The organism is Limnohabitans sp. B9-3 (assembly GCF_002778325.1).
In the GTDB taxonomy this organism is placed as follows: Bacteria; Pseudomonadota; Gammaproteobacteria; order Burkholderiales; family Burkholderiaceae_C; genus Limnohabitans; species Limnohabitans kasalickyi.
The window spans coordinates 66,805-91,014 of record NZ_NESI01000002.1 but is presented as its reverse complement, the minus strand read 5'-3'; the positions used below and the strand labels follow the sequence as shown (position 1 = coordinate 91,014).

Below are 24,210 nucleotides of genomic sequence, written 5' to 3'. Positions count from 1 at the left end.
CCTAAATTAGTGAGCAGCCCATTGGATGGTGCTGATGTCGATGCCTTCTTTGTACATGTCCCACAAGGGGCTCAATTCACGCAACTTAGCCACGTTGAGGCGAATGGTTTCAATCGCGTAGTCAATCTCTTCTTCGGTGCTGAAGCGACCAATCGTCATGCGCAAGCTGCTGTGTGCCAACTCGTCGCTGCGGCCTAGGGCGCGCAACACGTAGCTGGGCTCCAAGCTGGCCGACGTACAGGCTGAGCCCGACGACACCGCCAAGCCTTTGATGCCCATGATGAGCGACTCACCTTCCACATAGTTGAAACTGATGTTCAAGTTGTGGGGCACGCGGTGCTCCATGTTGCCGTTGATGAAGACTTGCTCCATGTCTTTGAGACCGTCCAACAAACGCTTTTGCAAGGTTTTGACTTTGGCCAAGTCTTTGGCCATGTCTTCTTTGGCGATGCGAAAGGCTTCGCCCATGCCCACACATTGGTGCGTTGGCAAAGTGCCGCTGCGCATGCCACGCTCGTGGCCACCACCATGCATTTGCGCTTCCAATCGCACGCGGGGCTTGCGGCGCACATACAAAGCGCCAATGCCTTTAGGGCCGTAGGTTTTGTGTGAAGCCAAGCTCATCAAGTCCACCGGCAAGGTGGCCATGTCAATCTCAACTTTGCCCGTGGACTGAGCGGCATCGACGTGAAAGATGATGCCTTTTTCACGGCACATTGCGCCGATGCCAGCGATGTCTTGAATCACGCCAATTTCGTTGTTCACATGCATGACGCTGATCAAAATCGTGTCAGGGCGAATCGCGGCTTTGAGCGCGTCCATGCTCAGCATGCCGTCTTCTTGCACATCGAGGTAAGTCACATCAAAGCCTTGACGCTCGAGTTCGCGCATGGTGTCAAGCACCGCTTTGTGCTCGGTCTTCACCGTGATGAGGTGCTTGCCTTTGGACTTGTAGAAATGCGCCGCACCTTTGATGGCGAGGTTGTTCGATTCGGTCGCACCTGAAGTCCAAACGATTTCGCGTGGATCGGCACCCAGCAGAGAGGCCACATCTTCACGGGCTTTTTCAACTGCGGCTTCCGCCTCCCAGCCCCATGCGTGACTGCGAGAAGCGGGGTTGCCAAAGTGCTCACGCAACCAAGGAATCATGGCATCCACAACGCGCGGGTCACATGGATTGGTAGAGGCGTAGTCGAGGTAAATGGGGAAGTGAGGTGTCATGGCCGTACTCAATGAGATTTAAACGAAATGGACAAAAGTCTAATTACAGGCAGGGCTCAACTTTTGGCGAACGCATTGCCCAGCGCAAAAACAGAATTAGGCGCGTTCATATGGATGGGCTTGACCACCGGCATGGGGGAAATCGCACGGCGAACCGAAGGCTTATCTTCAACTTCAATGCCTTTGGCAATTTGGTCGTCGACCAGCTTTTGCAACGTCACCGAGTCTAAAAACTCCACCATGCGCTGATTCAAAGAGGCCCACAGCTCGTGCGTCATGCAGCGACCGGTTTCGCCCAAACAGTTTTCTTTGCCGCCGCAGTGGGTGGCGTCGATGGGCTCGTCGACCGACACAATGATGTCTGCAACGGTGATGTCTGCCGCTTTGCGACCGAGCGAATAACCGCCACCGGGGCCACGGGTGGACTCCACCAAGTCATGGCGGCGCAGCTTACCGAACAGCTGCTCGAGGTAAGACAGAGAAATTTGCTGACGCTGGCTGATCGCAGCCAAGGTGACCGGACCGTTGGCTTGGCGCAGGGCCAAGTCAATCATGGCGGTGACCGCAAAACGGCCTTTGGTGGTGAGACGCATGGCAAGCTCCTTGCTGGTTGGGCTTTGTCGACTAATTGAGTCAAGTATAGCCTAATCCCCACGAATTTGGTCGGGTACTCGGTAAAAACTAGCTTTGTCGAAGACAAAAAACGCAGGGCTGCGATAAAAAACCATCATCCCTTTTGCGCCAGCACTGCCACGTTGTCGTGCCCCGCCCCGCCAAAGGCTTGCTCGCGCAAAGCAGCCAGTTGGTCACGCACACGGGCCGCGTTTTCAAACTCGAGGTTGCGGGCGTGTTCCATCATCAGTTTTTCTAAGCGTTTGATTTCTTTGGCCACATCGCGCTCGCTCATGTCTTCGATGGCGGCGCGTTGCAGCTCGCGCTCTTGCGCCTCTTTGCCTGCCTTCTCGCTGTAAACGCCATCGATCAAATCGCGAATGCCTTTGACCACACCGCGTGGCGTGATGCCCATCTCTAAGTTGTGCGCAATTTGCTTGGTGCGGCGGCGCTCGGTTTCGCCAATGGCTTTTTTCATCGACTCGGTCATGCGGTCGGCATACAGAATGGCTTTGCCGCTCAAGTTACGCGCCGCACGGCCAATGGTTTGAATCAAGCTGCGCTCAGAGCGCAAGAAGCCTTCTTTGTCGGCATCCAAAATGGCCACCAGCGACACCTCGGGCAAGTCAATACCCTCGCGCAACAAGTTGATGCCCACCAACACATCGAAGGTGCCCAAGCGCAAATCACGCAAGATTTCCACGCGCTCCACCGTGTCCACATCGCTGTGGATGTAGCGCACTTTCACGCCGTTGTCGGTGAGGTAGTCGGTCAACTGCTCGGCCATGCGTTTGGTCAGGGTGGTGATGAGCACGCGCTCGTTGATCTCCACACGGATGCGGATCTCTTGCAGCACGTCATCCACTTGGTGCGTGGCGGGGCGCACTTCGACCAGCGGATCGACCAAGCCTGTGGGGCGCACCAATTGCTCCACCACTTTGCTGGCGTGGGTCTTTTCGTAATCAGCGGGCGTGGCTGAGACAAACACCACTTGGCGCATGCGCTTTTCAAACTCTTCCAGTTTGAGGGGGCGGTTGTCCAAAGCACTGGGCAGACGGAAGCCATACTCAACCAGCGTGGTTTTACGCGCGCGGTCGCCGTTGTACATGCCGCCGAGCTGGCCAATCATGACGTGGCTCTCGTCCAAAAACATGATCGAGTCTTTGGGCATGTAATCGGTCAAGGTACTGGGCGGTGCACCCACGGGGGCGCCCGACAAATGGCGCGTGTAATTCTCAATGCCTTTGCAGTGGCCGACTTCGCTGAGCATCTCTAGATCGAAGCGCGTGCGCTGCTCCAAGCGCTGAGCTTCCACCAGCTTGTTCATACCCACCAGCTCTTTCAAACGGCTGGCCAATTCCACCTTGATGGTCTCCACCGCCGCCAACACGCGGTCGCGTGGCGTGACGTAATGGCTGGATGGGTACACGGTGAAGCGCGGAATTTTTTGGCGAATGCGGCCCGTGAGGGGGTCAAACAATTGCAGGCTTTCAATCTCGTCATCGAACAGCTCAATGCGAATCGCCAGCTCGGAGTGTTCTGCGGGGAACACGTCAATCGTGTCACCGCGCACGCGGAACTTGCCGCGTGAAAAATCTTGGTCGTTGCGCTCATACTGCATGCGCACCAGCTGGGCAATGGCGTCGCGCTGGCCCACTTTGTCGCCTGTGCGCAGCGTCATGATCATCTGGTGGTAACTCTCGGGCTCACCAATACCGTAGATGGCCGACACCGTGGCCACCACGATCACATCGCGCCGCTCCAAGATGCTCTTGGTACAGCTCAGGCGCATTTGCTCGATGTGCTCGTTGATGGCGCTGTCTTTTTCGATGAACAAATCGCGCTGCGGCACATAGGCCTCGGGCTGGTAGTAATCGTAATAACTGACGAAATACTCCACCGCATTGTTTGGAAAAAACTCCCGAAACTCGCTGTACAGCTGTGCGGCCAAGGTTTTGTTGGGCGCAAAGATGATGGCGGGACGTCCCAGCTCGGCAATCACGTTGGCCATGGTGAAAGTTTTGCCTGAGCCGGTCACACCCAACAAGGTTTGAAACACCTCGCCGTCGTTCACACCCTCTATCAACTGGGCAATGGCTGTGGGCTGGTCGCCCGCAGGCGGGTAAGGCTGAAACAGCTCAAACGGCGAGCCGGGGTAGCGGACAAACGTTCCCTTTGGCTGTTCTGGCGAGTCTGTGGCTGTGGTGGTTGCGGCTGATGCAGACTTGGCGGCAAGCGATGCATCAGGGAGTGTTTCTGCGGTGTCAGACATGGTGGGGCAAACGGTATAGCTCGAAAAAAACGTGCGGCGCTTAAAAAACTCAGGGTTGACCCTTAAAATTCAGGCCGAACGTGCAAGCCTACCGCAGACTGCGCGTGTTCACCCAACCTCCTTTCTTTATCCGTGATCAAGGACTGACGATGTCAATGTTTACCGCCGTCGAAATGGCACCCCGCGACCCCATCTTGGGCCTCAACGAGCAATACAACGCCGACACCAACCCCAACAAGGTCAACCTCGGCGTGGGTGTGTACTTCGACGACAACGGCAAACTGCCCCTGCTGCAATGCGTGCAAGCCGCTGAAAAAACCATGATGGCCACGCCCACGGCGCGCGGTTACTTGCCCATCGACGGCATCGTGGCCTACGACGCCGCTGTCAAAGGCTTGGTCTTTGGTGCTGACTCTGAAGCCGTCACCTCTGGCCGCGTGGCCACGGTTCAAGGCATTGGCGGCACAGGCGGCTTGAAAATCGGTGCTGACTTCTTGAAGCGCTTGAGCCCCAACGCCACGGTATTGATCTCTGACCCGAGCTGGGAAAACCACCGCGCTTTGTTCACCAACGCCGGTTTCAAGGTCGACACCTACGCTTATTACGACGCCGACAAACGCGGCGTGAACTTTGACGGGATGTTGGCATCCTTGAACGCTGCTGCTGCTGGCACCGTGGTGGTGTTGCACGCTTGCTGCCACAACCCCACCGGCTACGACATCACTGCCGCTCAGTGGGACCAAGTGGTGGACGTGGTTAAGGCCAAAAACCTGACCGCTTTCTTGGACATGGCCTACCAAGGCTTTGGCCACGGCATTGCCGAAGACGGCGCTGTGATTCAAAAGTTTGTGGCCGCTGGCCTGTGCTTCTTTGTGTCCACCTCTTTCTCCAAGAGCTTCAGCTTGTACGGTGAGCGCGTGGGTGCCTTGAGCGTTTTGTGCGCCGACAAAGAAGAGTGCAGCCGCGTGCTGTCTCAACTCAAAATCGTGATTCGCACCAACTACTCCAACCCACCCATCCACGGCGGCGCGGTGGTGGCTGCGGTGTTGAACAACCCCGAGCTGCGCGCTTTGTGGGAAAAAGAATTGGGCGAAATGCGTGTGCGCATCAAAGCCATGCGCCAGACCTTGGTCGATGGCCTTAAAGCTGCGGGCGTGAAGCAAGACATGAGCTTCATCACCACCCAAATCGGCATGTTCAGCTACTCTGGCTTGAACAAAGACCAAATGGTGCGTTTGCGCTCGGAATTTGGCGTGTACGGCACAGACACCGGCCGCATGTGCGTGGCTGCGTTGAACAGCAAGAACATTGACTATGTGTGCAAAGCCATTGCCGCAGTGATGTAACAGCTCCGCTTGCACGTGTGACGTGCAAATAAGAAAAGGGCCTGTGAAGGCCCTTTTTTCATGGTGCTGCGACTCTCAAGGTACGCGGACCTAACTCAACGTCAACCTGCTTAGCCCCAAATGACAGAGCGCATCGCAATAGAAGCCAACTGATAGCCCTCGTTGAAAAACGCCACCGATTCACCCGCCTCTGCCGCGCCTGCAGCGTAAAGCAAGGGTAAAAAGTGCTCGACGCTGGGGTGTGCTTTTTTTGCAAGCTCGCCTTGGGCTTGAAACTCCACCAAAGTCTCTAAACGCCCTGAGCTAATCTGCTCAGCCACCCATTGGTCAAATTCCATCACCCAGTCATAGGCGTCGGCATCAGCGGCAGATCGGTTCATGGTGCGCAGGTTGTGCACCGTGTTGCCGCTGGCCAGGATCAAAACACCCTGTCCACGCAAGGCCCTTAGCTGCCGGCCCAGCGCGAAGTGCTCAGCTGCTGGGCGTTGGTCGTCGATGCTCAGCTGCACCACAGGAATATCTGCCGCAGGAAACATGGGCTTAAGCACCCCCCACGCGCCGTGGTCTAGGCCCCAATCGGTCAAGTCGATGCCCACGGGCAGACCGTTATTTGGCTGACGCAACAGCCGTGCCGTTTGCGCAGTCCACTCAGGCGCGCCAGGTGCAGGATATTGCTGGTCAAACAGTTCTTGCGGAAAACCACCAAAGTCGTGGATGGTCTTCGGCTTATCCATGCCTGTGAGCCACCAACCTTGCGTGAGCCAATGCGCCGAAATGCACAAAATTAGCTTCGGCTTAGGCCAGCGCACCCCAAACTGCGCACCCAAGTTTTGCCAGGCCCGGCGATAAGCACTGTCTTCGATCACGTTCATGGGGCTGCCGTGCCCAACAAACAAAACGGGCATGCGCGTGGAGAAAGAAGGTAAATTCATATTCGTCTTAGACAGTTATGTTTTATCAGTAAATTGGGGGACAAACTCCATTTTCAACCCCAACTCGACTGCTATATTGCACTGCAACATTTTTGAGACCACACCCATGCTTTACCAAATCTTCGAAACCCAACGCAGCTTGATGGAACCGTTCGCAGATTTTGCGCAGGCTGCCGCCAAGATGTACAGCAACAGCACCTCTGCCCTGGGCCAAAACCCCATGGCGCAACGTGTTTCAGCGGGCTACGACTTGCTGTACCGCTTGGGCAAAGACTATGTCAAGCCCGTGTTTGGCATCCAGTCTGTGGACGTGGACAGCACCAGCGTGGCCATTCATGAACGGGTCGAAATCGACAAGCCATTTTGTGAACTGCGCCGATTCAAGCGCTTCACCGACGATGCCAACACACTGAGCAAGCTCAAGGGCCAACCCGCTGTCTTGATCGTGGCGCCCTTGTCAGGTCACTACGCCACGCTGCTGCGCGACACCGTCAAAACCATGCTCAAAGACCACAAGGTCTACATCACCGACTGGAAGAATGCCCGTTTGGTGCCCCTGAGCGATGGCGAGTTCCACCTCGACGATTACGTGAACTATGTGCAAGAGTTCATCCGACACCTGCAAGGCCGCTATGGCAACTGCCACGTCATGAGCGTGTGCCAACCCACCGTCCCCGTGTTGGCGGCCGTGTCGTTGATGGCTAGCCGTGGCGAAACCACGCCGTTGAGCATGACCATGATGGGTGGCCCGATTGACGCCACCAAGTCCCCCACCTCGGTGAACAACTTGGCCACCAACAAGAGCTTCAGCTGGTTTGAAAACAACGTGATCTACCGCGTGCCTGACAACTTCCCTGGCGCCGGCCGTCGTGTCTACCCTGGTTTCTTGCAGCACACCGGCTTTGTGGCCATGAACCCCGACCGTCACTTGAAGAGCCATTACGACTACTTCAAAGACCTGATCAAGGGCGACAACTCCAGCGTCGAGTCGCACCGCGAGTTCTACGACGAGTACAACGCCGTGCTCGACATGGACGCCGATTACTATTTGGAAACCATCGACACGGTGTTCCAATCGTTCAAACTGGTCCATGGCACTTGGGAAGTCAAAAACGAGGCTGGCAAACTCGAATTGGTTCGCCCGCAAGACATCAAAAACACCGCCTTGCTGACCGTGGAAGGCGAGTTGGATGACATTTCCGGCTCAGGCCAAACTTTGGCAGCACACAACTTGTGTACGGGCGTCAAGCGTGAAGCACTCGACCACCTAGAAGCCAAAGGCGCAGGCCACTACGGTATCTTCAGTGGCCGCCGCTGGCGTGACATCGTGTATCCACACGTTAAAGCCTTTATCTTGAGTCACAACGACATCTCACCTGCAAAGGCAGTGACCAAGGCACCTGCAAAAAAGGCAGCGCCTGCGGCGAAGAAGACGACAGCTGCTGCTAAGAAGTGAGTCTCGCGCTTCGCATCAATGACGCCTTGCCGCAAACGCAATGCACGCGTTGCGGCTACCCCGACTGTCAACGTTACGCCGAGGCGATTGCCAACGGCGAAGCGGGCATCAACCAGTGTCCGCCCGGTGGCACCGAAGGGGTGGTGCGTTTGTCCGCTCTCACCGGTCAAGCCATCACGGCGCTGAACCCTGAGAACGGCTTCGAAGGCCCACGCACGATCGCCATCATCGATGAAGCGTGGTGCATTGGTTGCACTTTGTGCATTGCCGTGTGCCCCACCGATGCCATCGTGGGCAGCAACAAACGCATGCACACCGTGATCGAGCCCTATTGCACGGGTTGTGAGCTGTGTATTCCCGCCTGCCCCGTCGACTGCATTGCCTTAGAACCGGTGGACATGGCCCTCACCGGTTGGGCCGCTTGGCCCCAAAACTTGGCCGATTTGGCGCGTCAGCGCTACGACGCGCGTGCCGTGCGCCTAGCGCGTGAAGCCCAAGAAAACGACGAACGCTTACAAGCCAAAGCGATCCAAAAATTGGCCGACCTGCCCGCCCATACCAAAGGCACAGACAACGCCCCTGAAGTCGACCGCAAGCGTGCGATCATTGAGGCCGCACTCGCCAAGGCCAAAGCCCGTCAGGCCAACCAGGCTTAAACAACGCACGGTCAAATGGCAACCAAAGGGCAGCTTCTGCCCCATGCGCGATTTTCAAAGACCCCATGCACACCCAACTCACTGCTCGCAGAGAACTTCTGCTCCTTTTGTCGCTCGCCGGCATTCAGTTCACACACATCGTGGACTTCATGATCATGATGCCGCTGGGCCCCCAGCTCACCCGTTTGTTTGGCATCAGCTTTGCTGAATTTGGATTGCTGGTTTCGGCTTACACGGTATCAGCAGGCTTGTCGGGCTTGTTTGCCACCACCTTCATCGACCGCTTTGATCGTAAGCATTTGCTGCTCACGCTGTATGTGTTGTTCGCCCTTACCACGGTCGCTTGCGGCATTGCCCCAACCTATGGCTGGCTGATGGCTGCACGCATTGCCTCTGGCTTTTTTGGCGGCGTGTTGTCCACCATGACACAAACCATCATTGGCGATGTGGTGCCCTTCGCGCGGCGTGGTCGTGCCACGGGCATTGTGATGACGTCCTTCTCGGTAGCCACCGTGGCAGGCGTGCCGGTGGGCTTGTTATTTGCCAATCTGTGGGGGTGGCACTCAGCCTTCTTTGCCATTGGTGTGATGTGCATGGCGGTGGGAGCGCTGGCCTACTTCAGCGTGCCCAAGCTTGACGCGCATGTGGCGCATGGCAAAGACAAACATGTGCTGCATGCCATGGGCCAAGTGCTCGGCGAAGCCAACCAACGCATGGCCTTGCTCTTGTCAGCCACCATGATGTTTGCCGCCTTCACCATCGTGCCTTACATCACGCTTTACATCCAAAACAACGCCATCATGACACCGGATGAAGTTCCATGGCTTTATGTTTGCGGCGGTGTGGTCACACTCTTCAGCGGCCGTTGGATGGGCGGCGTGACCGATCGTTTAGGCAAACGTGAAACCTTTCAACGCGCCGTGTTGTTCTCGATCATCCCGATGGTGGTGGTCACCCTGCTTCAACCCATGCCGCTGTTCTTTGTCTTGCTGGCCACCACCGCCATGTTTTTTGCCATGAACGCGCGCATGATCCCTGGCATGGCTTTGCTCACCTCCGCCGCCAACCCCAAATTTCGCGGCACCTTCATGTCACTCAATGGCGCTGTGCAATCGTTCTCGATGGGCATCGCCTCTTGGGTGGGCGGCATGTTGTTGCAGAGCGCGCCCAGCGGCCAAGTGACGCACTATTGGCTGTGCGCTGTGGTGGCAACCTGTGCATCTTTGTTGGCGTATGTGCTGTCCAAGCGGGTGTCCATGCACACGTAATACGCGTTAGGCGTGGGAGGCAGCCAAGGCCGCAAACGCCTTCACCACCTCAGGTGGCGCTTGCACCAACTCAATCAACACGCCCTCGCCGCCAATCGGGAACTCGTCGTTCGCCTTCGGGTGTAAAAACGTGATGTCAAAGCCCGCTGCGCCTTTGCGGATGCCGCCGGGTGCAAAGCGTACGCCTTGCGCGGTGAGCCATTCCACAGCCACAGGTAAGTCATCGATCCACAAGCCCACATGGTTCAAGGGCGTGGCGTGAACCGCAGGCTTTTTGTCAATGTCCATGGGTTGCATCAAATCGACTTCGACCTTGAAAGGACCAACGCCGATGGCGCAAATGTCTTCGTCCACGTTCTCGCGTTCGCTTTGGAACGTGCCCGTGACCTCGAGACCGAACATGTCGACCCACAGTGTTTTTAAGCGCCCTTTGTCAGGGCCGCCGATGGCGATTTGTTGAATGCCCAGCACTTTGAATGGGCGGCTTGGGGCGCTCATTTATTCGAACTCCACAATCATCTGGTCCACGGTGAGTGACTCGCCTTTGGCGGCCACCACTTTTTTGACCACGCCGTCTGCGGCAGCAAACAACACGTTTTCCATCTTCATCGCTTCAATAACGGCCACGCGCTCGCCCGCTTGCACTTTCTGGCCCACAGCCACCGCCACATCAACCAACAAACCAGGCATGGGCGACAACACGTATTTGCTCAAATCTGGCGGTGCTTTGAAAGGCATGAGTTTGTGCAACTCGGCCATGCGAGGCGACATGACCAAGGCGTCAATGCGTGTGCCGTTGTGTTGCACTTGCAGCGCCAAAGGGTTCTTCAAGGTGCCGCGCTCGACTTGCGCGGTGAAAGTCTTGCCGTTGCAAGTGCCTTCGATGCGGATGTCGTTCAAGCGTGACTTGCTTTCAATCGCATAGGTCTTGCCAGCGATGGTGATTTGCGCCACACCAGGCTTGCCTACAAACTCGTCCACATGCACGGGCACATAACGGTTGTTGCCGCCCTGACCCAGTTCGACCACCGCATAGTCTTGACCAATTTGTACGTCGTAGCCCGGCAACTGTCCGCTCAAATTGGCAGCACGTTCGCGTGACTTGCGACGCACGAAGGCAGCCAAGGCGGCCAAAAAGTCGTGGTCGTCATGCGGCACATCTTCGGCGCGGAAGCCTTGGCTGTACTGCTCGGCGATGAAGCCCGTGTTGAAGTCACCCGAAACGAACTTGGGGTGGGCCAACAAAGCGGCTTGGAACGGGATGTTCGAGCTGATGCCACGGATCACAAAACCATTCAAGGCTTCGCGCATTTTGGCAATCGCGTCGTTGCGGTCTTTGCCGTGCACGATGAGCTTGGCGATCATCGAGTCGTAGAACATCGGGATCTCGCCACCGTCTTGCACACCGGTGTCCACGCGAACGCCGAGCAGGTCAGCGGTGTTGCCTTGGAACATGGTTTGTTTGGGCGTTTGAAAACGCACCAAGCGGCCTGTTGAAGGCAAGAAGTTGCGGAAGGGGTCTTCGGCGTTGATGCGGCATTCGATGGACCAGCCGTTGCGTTTCACATCGGCTTGGGTCAGCGTGAGTTTTTCACCCGCTGCCACGCGGATCATTTGCTCCACCAAGTCGAGGCCTGTGATGGCTTCGGTCACGGGATGTTCCACCTGCAAACGGGTGTTCATCTCGAGGAAGTAGAAGCTTTGGTCTTTGCCGACCACAAACTCCACCGTACCGGCCGATTGGTATTTCACCGCCTTGGCCAGTTGCACCGCTTGCTCGCCCATGGCTTTGCGGGTGGCTTCGCTGATGAAAGGCGATGGTGCTTCTTCAATCACTTTTTGGTGACGCCGCTGGATCGAGCACTCACGCTCGTTCAAATAAATGACATTGCCGTGGCTGTCGCCCAGCACTTGAATTTCGATGTGGCGGGGCTCTTCCACAAACTTCTCGATGAACACGCGGTCGTCGCCAAAGCTGTTGCGGGCTTCGTTGCGGCACGAGGTGAAGCCTTCAAAAGCTTCTTTGTCGTTGAAGGCCACGCGCAAGCCTTTGCCACCGCCGCCGGCCGAAGCCTTGATCATCACGGGGTAGCCGATTCCCTTGGCGATTTCAACCGCTTTTTCGGCCGTCTCAATCGCGTCGTTCACGCCGGGAATGCAGTTCACACCCGCAGCGCCCGCCAGCTTTTTGGATTCGATCTTGTCGCCCATGGCCGCAATCGAGAAGTGGCGTGGGCCGATGAAGGCAATGCCCTCGTCTTCGCAGCGCTTAGAGAACTCGGCGTTCTCGCTCAAAAAGCCATAACCAGGGTGAATAGCTTGTGCGCCAGTCGCCTTGGCAGCCGCGATGATTTTGTCAGCGACCAAATACGACTCACGCGAAGCCGCGGGGCCAATCAACACCGCTTCGTCGGCCAGTTGCACGTGACGTGCTTCTTTGTCGGCTTCAGAGTAAACGGCCACGGTTTTGATGCCCATCTTGTGAGCGGTGGCGATGACGCGGCAAGCGATTTCGCCACGGTTTGCAATCAGAATTTTTGTAAACATGTTCTTCTTCTCCTAGCGGCTTAGAGCGGAATGTTGCCGTGCTTGCGCCATGGGTTTTCGATCTTCTTGTCTTTCAACATCACCAGCGAGCGGCAGATGCGCTTGCGTGTTTCGTGCGGTTGAATGACGTCGTCGATGAAGCCGCGTGCGCCAGCCACAAAGGGGTTGGCAAAACGGGCTTTGTATTCGGCTTCGCGAGCAGCCAGTTTTTCGGGGTCGCCCTTGTCTTCGCGGAAGATGATTTCCACCGCGCCCTTAGCACCCATCACAGCGATTTCAGCGTTGGGCCAGGCGAAGTTCACGTCGCCGCGCAAGTGCTTGGAGGCCATCACGTCATACGCGCCGCCATAGGCCTTGCGGGTGATGACGGTGATTTTTGGCACCGTGCACTCGGCGTACGCGTAGAGCAACTTCGCACCGTGCTTGATGATGCCGCCGTATTCTTGCGAGGTACCGGGCATGAAACCGGGCACGTCCACGAACGTGACCACGGGGATGTTGAACGCATCGCAGAAGCGCACAAAACGTGCGGCTTTTATGGAGCTCTTGATGTCCAAGCAACCGGCCAACACCAAAGGTTGGTTGGCCACGATACCGACGGTTTGGCCTTCCATGCGGGCGAAACCAATCAAGATGTTTTTGGCGTAGTCGGGTTGCAGCTCAAAGAAGTCGCCATCATCCACCGTTTTGACGATGAGTTCTTTCATGTCATAGGCTTTGTTGGGGTTCTCGGGCACCAAGGTGTCGAGGCTCATGTCCATGCGGCCTGATGGGTCACCACTTGCACGCACGGGTGCTTTTTCGCGGTTGTTGAGCGGCAAGTAGTTGTACAGACGGCGCAACATCAACAGCGCTTCGACGTCGTTCTCAAACGCCATGTCGGCCACGCCACTCTTGGTGGTGTGTGTCAGGGCGCCGCCCAGTTCTTCGGCCGTCACTTCTTCGTGCGTCACGGTCTTGACCACTTCAGGACCGGTCACAAACATGTAGGACGTGTCTTTGACCATGAAGATGAAGTCGGTCAAAGCAGGCGAGTAAACCGCACCGCCGGCCGATGGACCCATGATCATGCTGATCTGCGGCACCACACCGCTGGCCATCACGTTGCGTTGGAACACGTCGGCATAACCGCCAAGTGAGGCGACGCCTTCTTGAATACGTGCGCCGCCCGAATCGTTCAGGCCGATCACGGGTGCGCCCACTTTCATGGCTTGGTCCATGATTTTGCAAATCTTCTCGGCGTGTGTTTCAGACAACGCACCACCGTACACGGTGAAATCTTGGCTGTACACAAAGACCAAACGGCCGTTGATCATGCCGTAACCCGTCACCACGCCGTCGCCGGGGATCTTGTTGTCTTGCATGCCGAAATCGGTGCAACGGTGCTCCACAAACATGTCCCACTCTTCGAAGGTGCCTTCGTCCAGCAAGACCTCAATGCGCTCACGGGCGGTGAGTTTGCCCTTGGCGTGCTGTGCGTCAATGCGCTTTTGGCCGCCACCTAAGCGGGCCGCAGCGCGCTTCTTTTCCAATTGTTCGATGATGTCTTGCATGGTTTTTCTTTCTTTACTCCAGGAAGATTTTCAAATTAACCCTGCGCCTGAACTTTTCGATTCATAAGCGCTGAGCAGTTGACGGGAAGCCGTCGAGGCGGCCAGCTGGCCCGCCGCGACTTGTTGACTCAATTCGGGCAGCAGCGCTTGCACACGGGACTGCGCCCTGAAGTTTTGTTTGAGGCCTGCGTCGATGCGTTCCCACATCCACGACAGGGCTTGGTTTTGACGGCGTTCAGAGAAGCGGCCGTTCTGGGTTTGCAAGACTTTGAACTCGCACACGGCGGCCCAAAACGCATCGACGCCTTGGTTTAGCAAAGCACTGAGCTTCACGACTTTCGGGTGCCACACCTCGTTGTTGCGGTGCGCATGACCCGCGCTGCCGTGCATGCCCAACAGCTGCAAGGCGCTGGTGATCTGTAACTCGGCGCGGGTGGCCGCAATGGCGTCGATGTCGGCTTTGTTGATGACCACCAAATCGGCAATCTCCATCACGCCTTTTTTGATGGCTTGCAAATCGTCGCCTGCATTGGGCAACTGCAACAACACAAACATGTCGGTCATGTTGGCCACTGCCGTTTCGCTTTGGCCCACACCCACGGTTTCGACAATCACCACGTCGTAGCCTGCAGCTTCGCAGACCAACATCGACTCGCGCGTTTTCTCGGCCACACCACCCAAAGTGCCACTCGATGGGCTGGGGCGAATGTAGGCTTGCGCGTGCACGCTCAACAACTCCATGCGGGTTTTGTCACCCAAGATGGAGCCGCCAGACACGGTCGACGACGGATCGATGGTCAGCACGGCCACGCGGTGGCCCTGAGCAATCAAGTAAAGCCCCAAGGCCTCAATGAAGGTGGACTTGCCCACGCCCGGCACGCCACTGATGCCTAATCGAAACGACTTGCCCGTGTGGGGCAACATGGCCGTCAGCAAGTCATCGGCCAGGGCACGGTGATCGGTGCGCGTCGACTCTAAAAGCGTGATGGCTTTGGCCATGGCACGCCGCTGCACGGCAGCGTTGCCGCGCAGCAAGCCGTCGAGCAACTGCGCAGGTGTCACCCGATGGCCTTGCTGATTTGCGTCAACACGTCTTTGGCGCTGACAGGAATCGGTGTACCTGGACCGTAAATGCCCTTGACACCCGCTTCGTACAAGAAGTCGTAGTCTTGACGCGGAATCACGCCGCCCACGAACACGATGATGTCGTCAGCGCCTTGCTTCTTCAGCTCAGCAATGATGGCGGGCACCAAGGTTTTGTGGCCAGCAGCGAGGGTGGACACACCCACGGCGTGCACATCGTTTTCAATCGCTTGGCGAGCGCACTCTTCAGGCGTTTGGAACAAGGGGCCCATGTCCACGTCGTAGCCGAGGTCGGCAAACGCAGTGGCCACCACTTTGGCGCCACGGTCATGGCCGTCTTGGCCCAACTTAGAAATCATCACGCGAGGACGACGGCCATGGTCTTCGGCAAACGCGGCAATGTCAGCCTTGAGGGCGTTCCAATATTCCATGGTGTCGCCTACGTTTTCGCCGTCGTCATAGGCTGCGGCGTAAACGCCAGTGACCTTTTGCGTGTCGGCGCGGTGGCGGCCAAACACTTTTTCGAGGGCATCACTCACCTCGCCCACTGTGGCGCGCAGGCGAATGGCCTTGATAGACAAATCGAGCAAGTTGCCTTGGCCAGACTCGGCGGAGGCTGTCAGTGCGTCCAACGCGGCTTGCACTTTGGCTGTGTCGCGTGTGGCTTTGATTTTTTGCAAACGCTCAATCTGACCATCGCGCACACGCACGTTGTCGATGGACAAAGTCTCGATCGGGTCTTCTTTGGCGAGCTTGTATTTGTTGACGCCCACGATGACGTCTTTGCCAGAGTCGATGCGCGCTTGCTTTTCTGCGGCGGCGGCTTCAATCTTGAGCTTGGCCCAGCCGCTGCCCACGGCTTTGGTCATGCCGCCCATGGCCTCGACTTCTTCGATGATGGCCCAAGCTTTGTCGGCCATCTCTTGGGTCAGCGACTCCATCATGTAGGAGCCAGCCCATGGGTCGATCACGTTGGTGATGTGGGTCTCTTCTTGAATGATGAGCTGTGTGTTGCGGGCGATGCGCGATGAAAATTCAGTGGGCAAGGCGATCGCTTCGTCAAAGGAGTTGGTGTGCAGCGACTGCGTGCCGCCAAACACCGCAGCCATCGCTTCGATGGTGGTGCGCACCACGTTGTTGTAGGGGTCTTGCTCGGTAAGCGACCAGCCCGAAGTTTGGCTGTGCGTGCGCAGCATCTTGCTCTTGGGGTTCTTGGCATCAAAGCCATTCATGATGCGGCACCACAGCAAACGGGCGGCGCGCATCTTGGCGATTTCCAAATAGAAGTTCATGCCCACCGCCCAGAAGAACGACAAGCGGCCCGCGAAGGCGTCCACATCCAAACCTGAAGCAATAGCGGTCTTCACATACTCTTTGCCGTCGGCCAGGGTGAAGGCCAATTCCAAGGCTTGGTTGGCACCTGCCTCTTGCATGTGGTAACCCGAAATCGAGATCGAGTTGAACTTGGGCATGTGCTGGGCGGTGTAGCCAATGATGTCGCCAATGATCTTCATCGACGGCTCTGGCGGGTAAATGTAGGTGTTGCGCACCATGAACTCTTTCAGAATGTCGTTCTGAATCGTTCCAGACAACAACTCTTGGCTCACGCCCTGCTCTTCAGCCGCCACCACGTAGCCAGCCAGCACGGGCAATACGGCGCCGTTCATGGTCATGGAGACCGAGACTTTGTCCAACGGAATGTCGTTGAACAAGATCTTCATGTCTTCGACCGAGTCAATCGCCACACCGGCCTTGCCCACGTCGCCCGTCACACGGGGATGGTCAGAGTCGTAGCCACGGTGCGTCGCCAAGTCAAACGCGACCGACACGCCTTGACCGCCTGCGGCCAAGGCCTTGCGGTAGAACGCATTCGATTCTTCAGCGGTCGAAAAACCAGCGTATTGGCGAATCGTCCAAGGGCGCACCGCATACATGGTGGCTTGTGGGCCACGCACATAGGGCTCGAAACCGGGCAAGGTGTTGGCGTAGGGAAGGTTTTGGGTGTCTTCGGCGGTGTAGAGCGGTTTGACGCTGATGCCGTCCAGCGTCTTCCAATTCAAGGCGCTGACATCGCCTCCGGGGGCGGACTTGGCGGCGGCTTTCGCCCACGCGTCGAGGTTGGCGGCATTGAATTCGGTTGGCTTTTGGCTCATGTCAAATCACTCTAAAAATTAGGGTTGAAACCACGGTTTTTGGAATCCGCGAAATCATATCATTCATAATTATTGATGCAAAATATTATCTGAACTTACAATCGCGTCCCATGTCCGCCCTCACCCTCACTCCGCGCGCCCTGTATCAAGAAGTTGCCGAACTTCTGCGCGAGCGCATTTTTTCGGGTGAATTAGCCCCTGGCAGCTGGATCGACGAGATGCGTTTGGCCGAGGAATACGGCATCAGCCGAACCCCCATGCGCGAGGCCTTGAAGGTGCTGGCCGCCGAAGGTTTGGTGACCATGAAGGTGCGGCGCGGTGCTTATGTGACCGAAGTCAACGACAAAGACCAGCGCGATGTCTACCACCTGCTCTCTTTGTTAGAGGCCGATGCGGCGGGCGTGGTGGCCACCCAAGCCACCCCCGAACAGTTGCAAGATTTGCAAGCCTTGCACTTGGGCCTGGCGCAAGCCGTGACTGACCGAGAAAAGTTCTTTGAAATCAATGAGCGCTTTCACATGCGTTTGTTAGAAATTGCCGACAACCGTTGGCGTGACCAAATGGTGGCCGATCTGCGCAAGGTGATGAAGCTCAACCGGCATAAGTCGCTGCTCAAAAGCGGGCGCATTGAAGAGTCGCTGAATGAGCACCAAGCTTTGATGGACGCTCTGCAAGCACGTGATGCGCTGGGCAGTGCGGCATGCATGCAGGCGCATTTCGCCAGTGGGCTTGAAGCGGCGGGCTGACGAGACGTCACAGCCGCACGGACCAACGTTGAGACCGCGTTAAATCCTGTGGGTCACATGGCTGAAATGGGCGACCTTTCTCACTAAAATCACATTTTTGCTAAAAGCGCAAGAATAGTTGCGTCAATTGAAAATGCTGAACATCCAAAATTTACGGATTGGAACGCGACTTGGCCTCGCCTTTGCAGCCCTGGTTTCCCTTCTGATCGTGCTGGCCGTGGTCGGGACCTTCAAACTCGACGACGTCGCCGCAGATACCGATTTGATTGCGCATGACCGTTTACCAAAAGTTAACTTGGCGCAAAGCATTGAAAACGAAGTCAACCGCCAATCTCGGGCTATTCGCACAGCCCTGATCGCCACAGAAGCGAAAGTCGTGGCGGCTGAGCTTGAAAAAATTGACGCATCTGTCCCCATCATCACTGATGCGCTGAAGCAACTCCAAGCCACCATCACAACGCCTGAGGGCAAAGCTGCACTGGCCCAGGTCCTACAGGCACGACAGGTGTTCAAAACCCATGAGTTAGAGCTGATCGGGCTGATCCAAGCCAACCGCATTGAAGAGGGTCGACGGTATTTGGTCAACGAAATGCTTGGCCCTCAAACACGTTACCTAGCCAGCGTAGAAGCTTTGGCCCTGACCCAAAAACAAGCCATTGACCGCTTCGCCGCTGAGGCTGCCCACAGTGCGGCGCTTGGCAAAACTTTCATGCTGAGCATTGCCGCCTTAGCGGTGGTAGTGGCCGCTATCGTGGCGGTGGCCACCACCCGATCCATCACGCTGCCGCTGGGTCAATTGCAAACCTTGTTGACCGACGTCGAGAAAACCTCTGACTTCAGCAAACGCATGACGCAGACCAGCCGAGACGAAGTAGGCCTCACCGCGCAGGCCTTCAACCAAATGCTGGACGCCCAACAGCGGGCCATCCGCGAAGTGAATTTAGTGGTTGCAGCCATTGCCGCTGGCAACTTCAACACGCGTATCCAAACCGAGTTGCGCGGCGATTTGGCCGCCATGAAAACCGCTGTGAACGAGAGTGCCGAAAGCATCAAAGTGACGATGGCGGCATTGAACGAGGTCATGCAATCGCTCTATAACGGCCAATTCAGCGTGCAAGTGGAGGCCCAAGTTCAGGGCGATTTCAAAGTCACGCTCGACCGAGCCAAGCAACTCACCGACGCGCTACAAACCATGATGGGCGATATTGGCCACGTCATGTCCGGCGTTTCGCAGGGTGACTTGACCCGCCGCGTGCAAGCACAAGGCCGTGGTGATTTAGAGCAACTCAAAGTCAACATCAACCAATCTTTAAATGCAATGGGTCGTGCTCTGAAAGAAATCAGCACCAACACGCGCTTACTGGCTTCACAAGCCAACCAAACCAGCCAGGCTGTCGAACAAATCTCGGCCGGTGCTGACACGCAAACGACGGCTATCCGCCAAGTCTCAACCGCGTTGGGCATGACTGCACAGTCCATCGCGGATGTGTCAAGCAACACAGAATCGGCCAGCTACCAATCGCGGGAATCCGTGGCTTGGGTGCGCAGCGGCAAAGAGAAGATGATGCAAATGGCCGAGGTTGTCCAAAACATCGCAGCCAACTCACAAAAGATCAACAAAATCTCCGAAGTGATTGAAAGCATCGCCTACCGTACCAACCTCTTGAGCTTGAATGCAGCCATAGAAGCCGCCCGCGCAGGCGAGCAAGGCAAAGGTTTTGCGGTGGTGGCCGACGAAGTGGGCAAACTCGCCATCAGCAGCGCTGAAAGCACCAAAGAAATTGCGGCACTGGTGAAACAGGCCTCCACAGAAGCCAAACGTGCGGTAGAGACGTTAGCCGGCGTGAACGAGGACATGAACCGCATCGAAGAAGGCGCAGGCAAAACAGATGGCATGCTGCAACGCATCTCGGCCGCTGTGGAAGAACAAAGCAGCGCCTTGCAAGAGATCGATGTCAACGTCGCAAACTTGAGCCAGATCGCTTCTGGCAACGCCAATGCCTCAGAAGAGCTCACGGCGACGGCCATTGAATTGGCCAAAATAGCCGACAACAACCGTCGCGAAGTGGAAACATTCAGCTTTTAAGGCTTCATTCAAGCAAATCTAAAGGAGATTTCAAGCGGATCGCTTGATCGCCATCACCATCGCCACGCCCGACAAAATGAAAGCACCACCGATCACGTGGTGCAGGCCCAAAGGCTCACCCAACACCCACCAAGCGGCCAAGCCAGAGTACAAAGGCCCCAAATACATCGTCACGGCGACGCGGCTTGCACCCAGTATTTTCTGTGTCCAGCCATAAATCCAATACGCCGCCAAACCTGGCACCAAGGCGGTGACCACGATCAGCCCCAAGGCGTGCCAGCCCAAGACCGGCGTGCTCGGCGAGGCCAACTCAAACAGCGCAAAAGGCAACAACACCGCCACACCGCCCATACAAATGGTGGCCAAGCGAGCAGTCGAGCCCAAGGGGCTGTGCCACTTCTTTTGCAACAAGGCGTAAGCGGCCCAAGCCACGGCAGCGGCCACGACCCACAAGTCGCCGGGGACCAAATTCACCTGCGACAGGTTTGACCAGTCGCCACGCACCACCACATGCACCACGCCCAGCATGGCCACCAGCACGCCCACCCTTTGGCGTTTAGAAAAACGCTCGCCCAGCCAAAGCACTGAGCCCACAGCGATCATCACGGGCGAGGAGGCATAAATCAGCGAGATGTTCATCGCCCCCGTGCTCTCGCCGGCCAGGTACACCCATGCCCCACAAATCCACATGCCGCAAGCACCCAACACCACCGATTGGCGCCAAGCCGCCCGCACCTCGCGGCGCATGCGCCACAGCTCGGCACGCGCCAGCCAAGTCAAGATCAGACCTGCCAAAAACCATCGGCCCAGCGCCAGCACATGGGGCGAGACCACGCCGGGGGCCAATCGCGCAGAAATCAAATTGACGGACCACAGCACAGGGGTGAACCAAATCAACACCAAAGCCAATTGGCTGCGGCTTTGCGCGCGCAGGGCTTCAGTGGGCATGGGGCTCTTCGTGCAGCTTTTGGGGTTCGACTGAATCGCCATGCATCTCTTGACGATCAGGCGGCATCGCTGCACCACGGGCCAGCGCCTCGCGGGCAATTTGCAAGACTTCGCGTGGTGGCAAAGGCTTGAGTTTGTGGTTGCTCCACACCTGACGCCACAAACGCGAGCCGCGTTCGCCGTGGTACAGGCCCAACATATGGCGCGCAATCGGGTACCAAGGACAGCCGTCTTCCTTAAACGCGCGCTCCATGTAAGCCACCATCATCTCTTCCACCGCTTCACGGGTGGGAATGGCGTGGTGGTCGTTGTAAAACTCAGCATCCCATGTGGTCAGCAACCACGGGTTGTAATAGGCTTCTCGGCCCAGCATGACGCCATCGACCTGCTTCAAATGCTCGGCCATTTGCGCGTTGGTGGTGATGCCGCCGTTAACGGAAATCACCAAACTCGGGAAGTCTTTTTTCAGCTGGTAAGCCAGCTCGTAGCGCAACGGTGGCACCTCGCGGTTTTCTTTGGGGCTCAAACCATCGAGCCACGCGTTGCGTGCGTGTACGGTGAACACTTGGCAACCCGCATCACTGACCGTGCCCACGAAGTCACGCACAAAGTCGTAGCTTTCAATGCGGTCTAAACCAATGCGGTGCTTCACGGTCACCGGCACGCTCACCACGTCCAGCATGGCTTTCACGCCATCGGCCACGGTTTGCGGCTCGTTCATCAAGCACGCACCAAACGCACCACGCTGCACGCGGTCAGACGGACAACCGCAATTCAGGTTGATCTCGTTGTAACCCCACTGCTCGCCCAACTTAGCGCCGTGCGCCAAATCGGCTGCATCGCTGCCGCCCAATTGCAAAGCCACAGGGTGCTCTTCGGCATTGAAACGCAAATGACGCTGCGTGTCGCCATGACGCAAGGCGCCGGTGGTGACCATCTCGGTGTAGAGCAAGGTGTGGTGGCTAAGGAGTCGGTGCAGGTAGCGGCAATGGCGGTCTGTCCAGTCCATCATGGGCGCTACAGACGTGCGCCAAAACGAGGCATCGGGAAAATTCATACGACGATTATCCCGTCCTTGGCTTGGCCGAACTTGGGCACAATGAAGCGTGAATTCAAAACAACTCATTTTTGGGATTGAACAATGGATGCGTCAACCTTTTGGTGGATGGCCACTGGGGCCTTGGTGATCGCCGAGTTGCTCAGCGGCACCTTTTATTTGCTGATGCTCTCTTTAGGAGCCGCTGCAGCGGCCTTGGCGGCGCATGCAGGACTCAGCATGACAGAGCAAGTCATCACGGCAGCGGTGGTGGGTGGTGCGGGCGTGGTGCTGTGGAACCTCAAACGCAAACACAGTCCCGCAGGTTCGGATGCAACCGACACCCACATTCACCTCGACATTGGCGCCAACGTCCATGTGGAGGCTTGGGATGAACAAGGCCTTTGCCACGTCAAGCACCGCGGTGCGGTGTGGGCGGCCAGCTGTCAAACCAACGCCAAAGGCGAGCCCCTCGAAGCAGGCCTGCACAAAATCGTGGCCATCGAAGGCAGCCGCTTGGTGCTCGAAAAAATTTAACTTCTGTCTAAGGACCACTTATGGAAATCGCCCTTCTTTTGCTTGTCATCGCTGTTTTGTTCATCGTCAAAACGGTCAAAGTCGTGCCGCAACAAAACGCCTGGGTGGTCGAACGGCTCGGCAAATACCACGCCAGCCTCACCCCGGGCCTGAACTTTGTGGTGCCGTTCATTGACAACGTCATTCAAAAGCACAGCCTCAAAGAAATTCCACTTGATGTGCCCAGCCAGATTTGTATCACACGCGACAACACGCAGCTGCAAGTCGACGGCATTTTGTATTTCCAAGTGACCGACCCACGTTTGGCTAGCTACGGCTCGTCCAACTACATCATGGCGGTCACACAGTTGGCGCAAACCAGTTTGCGCAGCGTGATCGGCAAACTCGAACTCGACAAAACCTTTGAAGAGCGCGACATCATCAATGCGCAAGTGGTGGCCGCCATTGACGAAGCCGCACTGAACTGGGGTGTGAAAGTGCTGCGCTACGAGATCAAAGACCTCACCCCGCCCAAAGAAATCTTGCACGCCATGCAATCGCAAATCACGGCCGAGCGTGAAAAACGCGCCTTGATTGCCGCCTCTGAAGGCCGTCGCCAAGAGCAAATCAACATCGCCACCGGCGAGCGCGAAGCCTTCATTGCCCGCTCAGAAGGTGAAAAACAAGCTGCCATCAACAAAGCCCAAGGCGAAGCCGCCTCCATCACCGCAGTGGCCGACGCCACCGCCCAAGCGATTGAGCGCATTGCCGCAGCCATTCGCCAACCCGGCGGCGAGCAAGCCGTGCAACTCAAAGTGGCTGAGCAAGCGGTGCAGGCTTACGGCAAGGTGGCGTCAGATGCAAAAACCACCCTCATCGTGCCCAGCAACATGACCGAGGTGTCGGGGCTGATTGCGTCGGCCATGCAGATGGTGAAGCTGGACAAATAAACGATTTCTCAGACGTAAAAAAGCCCGCTTAAGCGGGCTTTTTTACAGTTGCCGCACGGGCTTAACCCATGTGCAAACCGCCGTTTACCGCAAAGTCAGCACCGGTGGTGTAACCACCATCGTCGCTGGCCATCCACGCAATGATGGAGGCGATTTCGCTGGGCTTGCCCAAGCGCTTGACGGGCACGGTGGCCACAATCTTTTCCAACACGTCAGGACGGATGGCGTTGACCATGTCGGTGCCGATGTAGCCGGGCGACACGGTGTTGACCGTCACGCCTTTGGTGGCCAGCTCTTGGGCCAAGGCCATGGAGAAACCGTGCATACCGGCTTTGGCGGCCGAGTAGTTGGTTTGACCCGCTTGGCCTTTTTCACCGTTCACCGACGAGATGTTGATGATGCGGCCCCAACCGCGCTCGACCATGTCGGGCACGACTTGTTTGGTCACGTTGAACATGGAGTCGAGGTTGGTGCTCATGACCGCGCTCCAGTCTTCGCGGGTCATCTTCAAGAACATGCGGTCCTTGGTGATGCCGGCGTTGTTGACCAAGACGTCGATGGGGCCGTGCTCAGCTTTGGCTTTGGTGAAAGCCTCAACGGTGGAGTCCCAATCACCGACGTTGCCTACCGATGCGTAGAACGTGTAGCCCAGGGCTTTTTGCTCATCCAACCATTTGTTGAAGTCGCGCGTGGGGCCGCAGCCCGCGATGACTTTGAAGCCTTCTTTGTGCAGGCGCTGGCAAATCGCGGTTCCGATGCCGCCCATGCCACCTGTGACGTACGCTACTTTTTGGCTCATTTTTTGTCTCCTGATTGATGAGTGTTGTGA

The 24,210-nt window shown here is 56.9% G+C and carries 20 protein-coding genes; 8 read left to right on the top strand and 12 right to left on the bottom strand.

Annotated elements, in window-relative coordinates; genetic code table 11:
• Positions 1–6: 6 nt before the first annotated feature.
• The 3 genes from B9Z42_RS03275 to uvrB form a co-directional block, all read right to left on the bottom strand.
• Positions 7–1,221: an IscS subfamily cysteine desulfurase gene (locus B9Z42_RS03275; RefSeq protein WP_100131925.1), complete on the bottom strand. Its 1,215-nt coding sequence runs from the start codon at positions 1,219–1,221 to the stop codon at positions 7–9.
• A 56-nt stretch (positions 1,222–1,277) separates the two neighbouring features.
• Positions 1,278–1,814 carry a Fe-S cluster assembly transcriptional regulator IscR gene (gene iscR / locus B9Z42_RS03270; RefSeq protein WP_100131924.1) on the bottom strand — a complete coding sequence of 179 codons (537 nt, stop codon included), beginning with the start codon at positions 1,812–1,814 and terminating at the stop codon, positions 1,278–1,280.
• A gap of 134 nt (positions 1,815–1,948) precedes the next feature.
• Positions 1,949–4,105: an excinuclease ABC subunit UvrB gene (gene uvrB, locus B9Z42_RS03265; protein WP_100131923.1), complete on the bottom strand. Its 2,157-nt coding sequence runs from the start codon at positions 4,103–4,105 to the stop codon at positions 1,949–1,951.
• Positions 4,106–4,254: 149 nt separating this feature from the next.
• On the opposite strand from uvrB, the gene B9Z42_RS03260 reads away from it, so the two are divergent.
• Positions 4,255–5,451 (top strand): amino acid aminotransferase, encoded by a 1,197-nt coding sequence (locus tag B9Z42_RS03260; RefSeq protein WP_100131922.1) that lies wholly within the window; start codon positions 4,255–4,257, stop codon positions 5,449–5,451.
• A 110-nt stretch (positions 5,452–5,561) separates the two neighbouring features.
• Here the strand turns inward: B9Z42_RS03260 and ygiD are convergent, their stop codons facing one another.
• Positions 5,562–6,383 (bottom strand): 4,5-DOPA dioxygenase extradiol, encoded by an 822-nt coding sequence (gene ygiD / locus B9Z42_RS03255; protein ID WP_100131921.1) that lies wholly within the window; start codon positions 6,381–6,383, stop codon positions 5,562–5,564.
• 106 nt (positions 6,384–6,489) lie between these two features.
• On the opposite strand from ygiD, the gene B9Z42_RS03250 reads away from it, so the two are divergent.
• The 3 genes from B9Z42_RS03250 (at position 6,490) to B9Z42_RS03240 (ending at position 9,763) form a co-directional block, all read left to right on the top strand.
• The gene (locus tag B9Z42_RS03250; protein WP_100132266.1) at positions 6,490–7,839 is read left to right on the top strand and encodes a polyhydroxyalkanoate depolymerase; all 1,350 of its coding nucleotides are present in this window, start codon (positions 6,490–6,492) and stop codon (positions 7,837–7,839) included.
• Positions 7,836–8,495 (top strand): electron transport complex subunit RsxB, encoded by a 660-nt coding sequence (gene rsxB / locus B9Z42_RS03245; RefSeq protein WP_100131920.1) that lies wholly within the window; start codon positions 7,836–7,838, stop codon positions 8,493–8,495. Before B9Z42_RS03250 ends, rsxB begins: the two co-directional genes overlap by 4 nt.
• Before the next feature lie 65 nt (positions 8,496–8,560).
• Entirely contained in the window at positions 8,561–9,763 is a 1,203-nt protein-coding gene (locus tag B9Z42_RS03240) for an MFS transporter (RefSeq protein WP_100131919.1), read from the top strand.
• 6 nt (positions 9,764–9,769) lie between these two features.
• On the opposite strand, the gene B9Z42_RS03235 is transcribed toward B9Z42_RS03240, so the two are convergent.
• The 5 genes from B9Z42_RS03235 to scpA are packed head-to-tail and all read right to left on the bottom strand — an operon-like array spanning position 9,770 to position 17,099.
• Positions 9,770–10,261, bottom strand: a complete 492-nt coding sequence (locus tag B9Z42_RS03235; RefSeq protein WP_100131918.1) for a VOC family protein — start codon at positions 10,259–10,261, stop codon at positions 9,770–9,772.
• Positions 10,262–12,310, bottom strand: coding sequence for an acetyl-CoA carboxylase biotin carboxylase subunit (gene accC / locus B9Z42_RS03230; protein WP_100131917.1), 2,049 nt, complete (start codon positions 12,308–12,310; stop codon positions 10,262–10,264).
• A gap of 20 nt (positions 12,311–12,330) precedes the next feature.
• On the bottom strand, positions 12,331–13,863 hold the full coding sequence (locus B9Z42_RS03225) for an acyl-CoA carboxylase subunit beta (protein WP_100131916.1): 1,533 nt from the start codon (positions 13,861–13,863) through the stop codon (positions 12,331–12,333).
• 30 nt (positions 13,864–13,893) lie between these two features.
• Positions 13,894–14,925 (bottom strand): methylmalonyl Co-A mutase-associated GTPase MeaB, encoded by a 1,032-nt coding sequence (gene meaB / locus B9Z42_RS03220; RefSeq protein ID WP_100131915.1) that lies wholly within the window; start codon positions 14,923–14,925, stop codon positions 13,894–13,896.
• Positions 14,922–17,099 (bottom strand): methylmalonyl-CoA mutase, encoded by a 2,178-nt coding sequence (gene scpA, locus B9Z42_RS03215; RefSeq protein ID WP_100131914.1) that lies wholly within the window; start codon positions 17,097–17,099, stop codon positions 14,922–14,924. Before scpA ends, meaB begins: the two co-directional genes overlap by 4 nt.
• Before the next feature lie 110 nt (positions 17,100–17,209).
• Here scpA and B9Z42_RS03210 point away from each other — a divergent pair, with 110 nt between their 5' ends.
• Positions 17,210–17,845 carry a GntR family transcriptional regulator gene (locus B9Z42_RS03210; RefSeq protein WP_100131913.1) on the top strand — a complete coding sequence of 212 codons (636 nt, stop codon included), beginning with the start codon at positions 17,210–17,212 and terminating at the stop codon, positions 17,843–17,845.
• A gap of 133 nt (positions 17,846–17,978) precedes the next feature.
• A complete protein-coding gene (locus tag B9Z42_RS03205) occupies positions 17,979–19,931 on the top strand; it encodes a methyl-accepting chemotaxis protein (protein WP_143474027.1) in 1,953 nt (650 codons plus the stop codon).
• A 30-nt stretch (positions 19,932–19,961) separates the two neighbouring features.
• On the opposite strand, the gene B9Z42_RS03200 is transcribed toward B9Z42_RS03205, so the two are convergent.
• Together B9Z42_RS03200 and dusA are read right to left on the bottom strand one after the other, a co-directional pair.
• The gene (locus B9Z42_RS03200) at positions 19,962–20,879 is read right to left on the bottom strand and encodes a DMT family transporter (RefSeq protein WP_100131911.1); all 918 of its coding nucleotides are present in this window, start codon (positions 20,877–20,879) and stop codon (positions 19,962–19,964) included.
• The gene (dusA, locus tag B9Z42_RS03195; RefSeq protein WP_100131910.1) at positions 20,869–21,936 is read right to left on the bottom strand and encodes a tRNA dihydrouridine(20/20a) synthase DusA; all 1,068 of its coding nucleotides are present in this window, start codon (positions 21,934–21,936) and stop codon (positions 20,869–20,871) included. The genes B9Z42_RS03200 and dusA overlap by 11 nt, the downstream gene beginning before the upstream one ends.
• An 84-nt stretch (positions 21,937–22,020) precedes the next feature.
• On the opposite strand from dusA, the gene B9Z42_RS03190 reads away from it, so the two are divergent.
• Both B9Z42_RS03190 and B9Z42_RS03185 read left to right on the top strand, forming a co-directional pair.
• Complete coding sequence (locus tag B9Z42_RS03190; protein ID WP_100131909.1) at positions 22,021–22,452, top strand: NfeD family protein; 432 nt, start codon at positions 22,021–22,023, stop codon at positions 22,450–22,452.
• A gap of 20 nt (positions 22,453–22,472) precedes the next feature.
• A complete protein-coding gene (locus B9Z42_RS03185) occupies positions 22,473–23,381 on the top strand; it encodes an SPFH domain-containing protein (RefSeq protein WP_100131908.1) in 909 nt (302 codons plus the stop codon).
• Positions 23,382–23,442: 61 nt separating this feature from the next.
• Here B9Z42_RS03185 and phbB read toward each other — a convergent pair whose 3' ends face one another.
• Complete coding sequence (gene phbB, locus B9Z42_RS03180; RefSeq protein ID WP_100131907.1) at positions 23,443–24,180, bottom strand: acetoacetyl-CoA reductase; 738 nt, start codon at positions 24,178–24,180, stop codon at positions 23,443–23,445.
• Positions 24,181–24,210: the final 30 nt, after the last annotated feature.

Excerpts from the sequence above, each read along its gene's own strand:
- phbB (WP_100131907.1), bottom strand. The coding sequence starts at position 24,180 with ATGAGCCAAAAAGTAGCGTACGTCACAGGTGGCATGGGCGGCATCGGA.
- B9Z42_RS03235 (WP_100131918.1), bottom strand. The coding sequence starts at position 10,261 with ATGAGCGCCCCAAGCCGCCCATTCAAAGTGCTGGGCATTCAACAAATC.
- accC (WP_100131917.1), bottom strand. The coding sequence starts at position 12,310 with ATGTTTACAAAAATTCTGATTGCAAACCGTGGCGAAATCGCTTGCCGC.
- dusA (WP_100131910.1), bottom strand. The coding sequence starts at position 21,936 with ATGAATTTTCCCGATGCCTCGTTTTGGCGCACGTCTGTAGCGCCCATG.
- B9Z42_RS03240 (WP_100131919.1), top strand. The coding sequence starts at position 8,561 with ATGCACACCCAACTCACTGCTCGCAGAGAACTTCTGCTCCTTTTGTCG.
- iscR (WP_100131924.1), bottom strand. The coding sequence starts at position 1,814 with ATGCGTCTCACCACCAAAGGCCGTTTTGCGGTCACCGCCATGATTGAC.
- B9Z42_RS03210 (WP_100131913.1), top strand. The coding sequence starts at position 17,210 with ATGTCCGCCCTCACCCTCACTCCGCGCGCCCTGTATCAAGAAGTTGCC.
- B9Z42_RS03225 (WP_100131916.1), bottom strand. The coding sequence starts at position 13,863 with ATGCAAGACATCATCGAACAATTGGAAAAGAAGCGCGCTGCGGCCCGC.
- B9Z42_RS03260 (WP_100131922.1), top strand. The coding sequence starts at position 4,255 with ATGTCAATGTTTACCGCCGTCGAAATGGCACCCCGCGACCCCATCTTG.
- B9Z42_RS03205 (WP_143474027.1), top strand. The coding sequence starts at position 17,979 with ATGCTGAACATCCAAAATTTACGGATTGGAACGCGACTTGGCCTCGCC.
- B9Z42_RS03250 (WP_100132266.1), top strand. The coding sequence starts at position 6,490 with ATGCTTTACCAAATCTTCGAAACCCAACGCAGCTTGATGGAACCGTTC.
- B9Z42_RS03200 (WP_100131911.1), bottom strand. The coding sequence starts at position 20,879 with ATGCCCACTGAAGCCCTGCGCGCGCAAAGCCGCAGCCAATTGGCTTTG.
- B9Z42_RS03190 (WP_100131909.1), top strand. The coding sequence starts at position 22,021 with ATGGATGCGTCAACCTTTTGGTGGATGGCCACTGGGGCCTTGGTGATC.
- ygiD (WP_100131921.1), bottom strand. The coding sequence starts at position 6,383 with ATGAATTTACCTTCTTTCTCCACGCGCATGCCCGTTTTGTTTGTTGGG.
- uvrB (WP_100131923.1), bottom strand. The coding sequence starts at position 4,105 with ATGTCTGACACCGCAGAAACACTCCCTGATGCATCGCTTGCCGCCAAG.
- scpA (WP_100131914.1), bottom strand. The coding sequence starts at position 17,099 with ATGAGCCAAAAGCCAACCGAATTCAATGCCGCCAACCTCGACGCGTGG.
- B9Z42_RS03275 (WP_100131925.1), bottom strand. The coding sequence starts at position 1,221 with ATGACACCTCACTTCCCCATTTACCTCGACTACGCCTCTACCAATCCA.
- B9Z42_RS03185 (WP_100131908.1), top strand. The coding sequence starts at position 22,473 with ATGGAAATCGCCCTTCTTTTGCTTGTCATCGCTGTTTTGTTCATCGTC.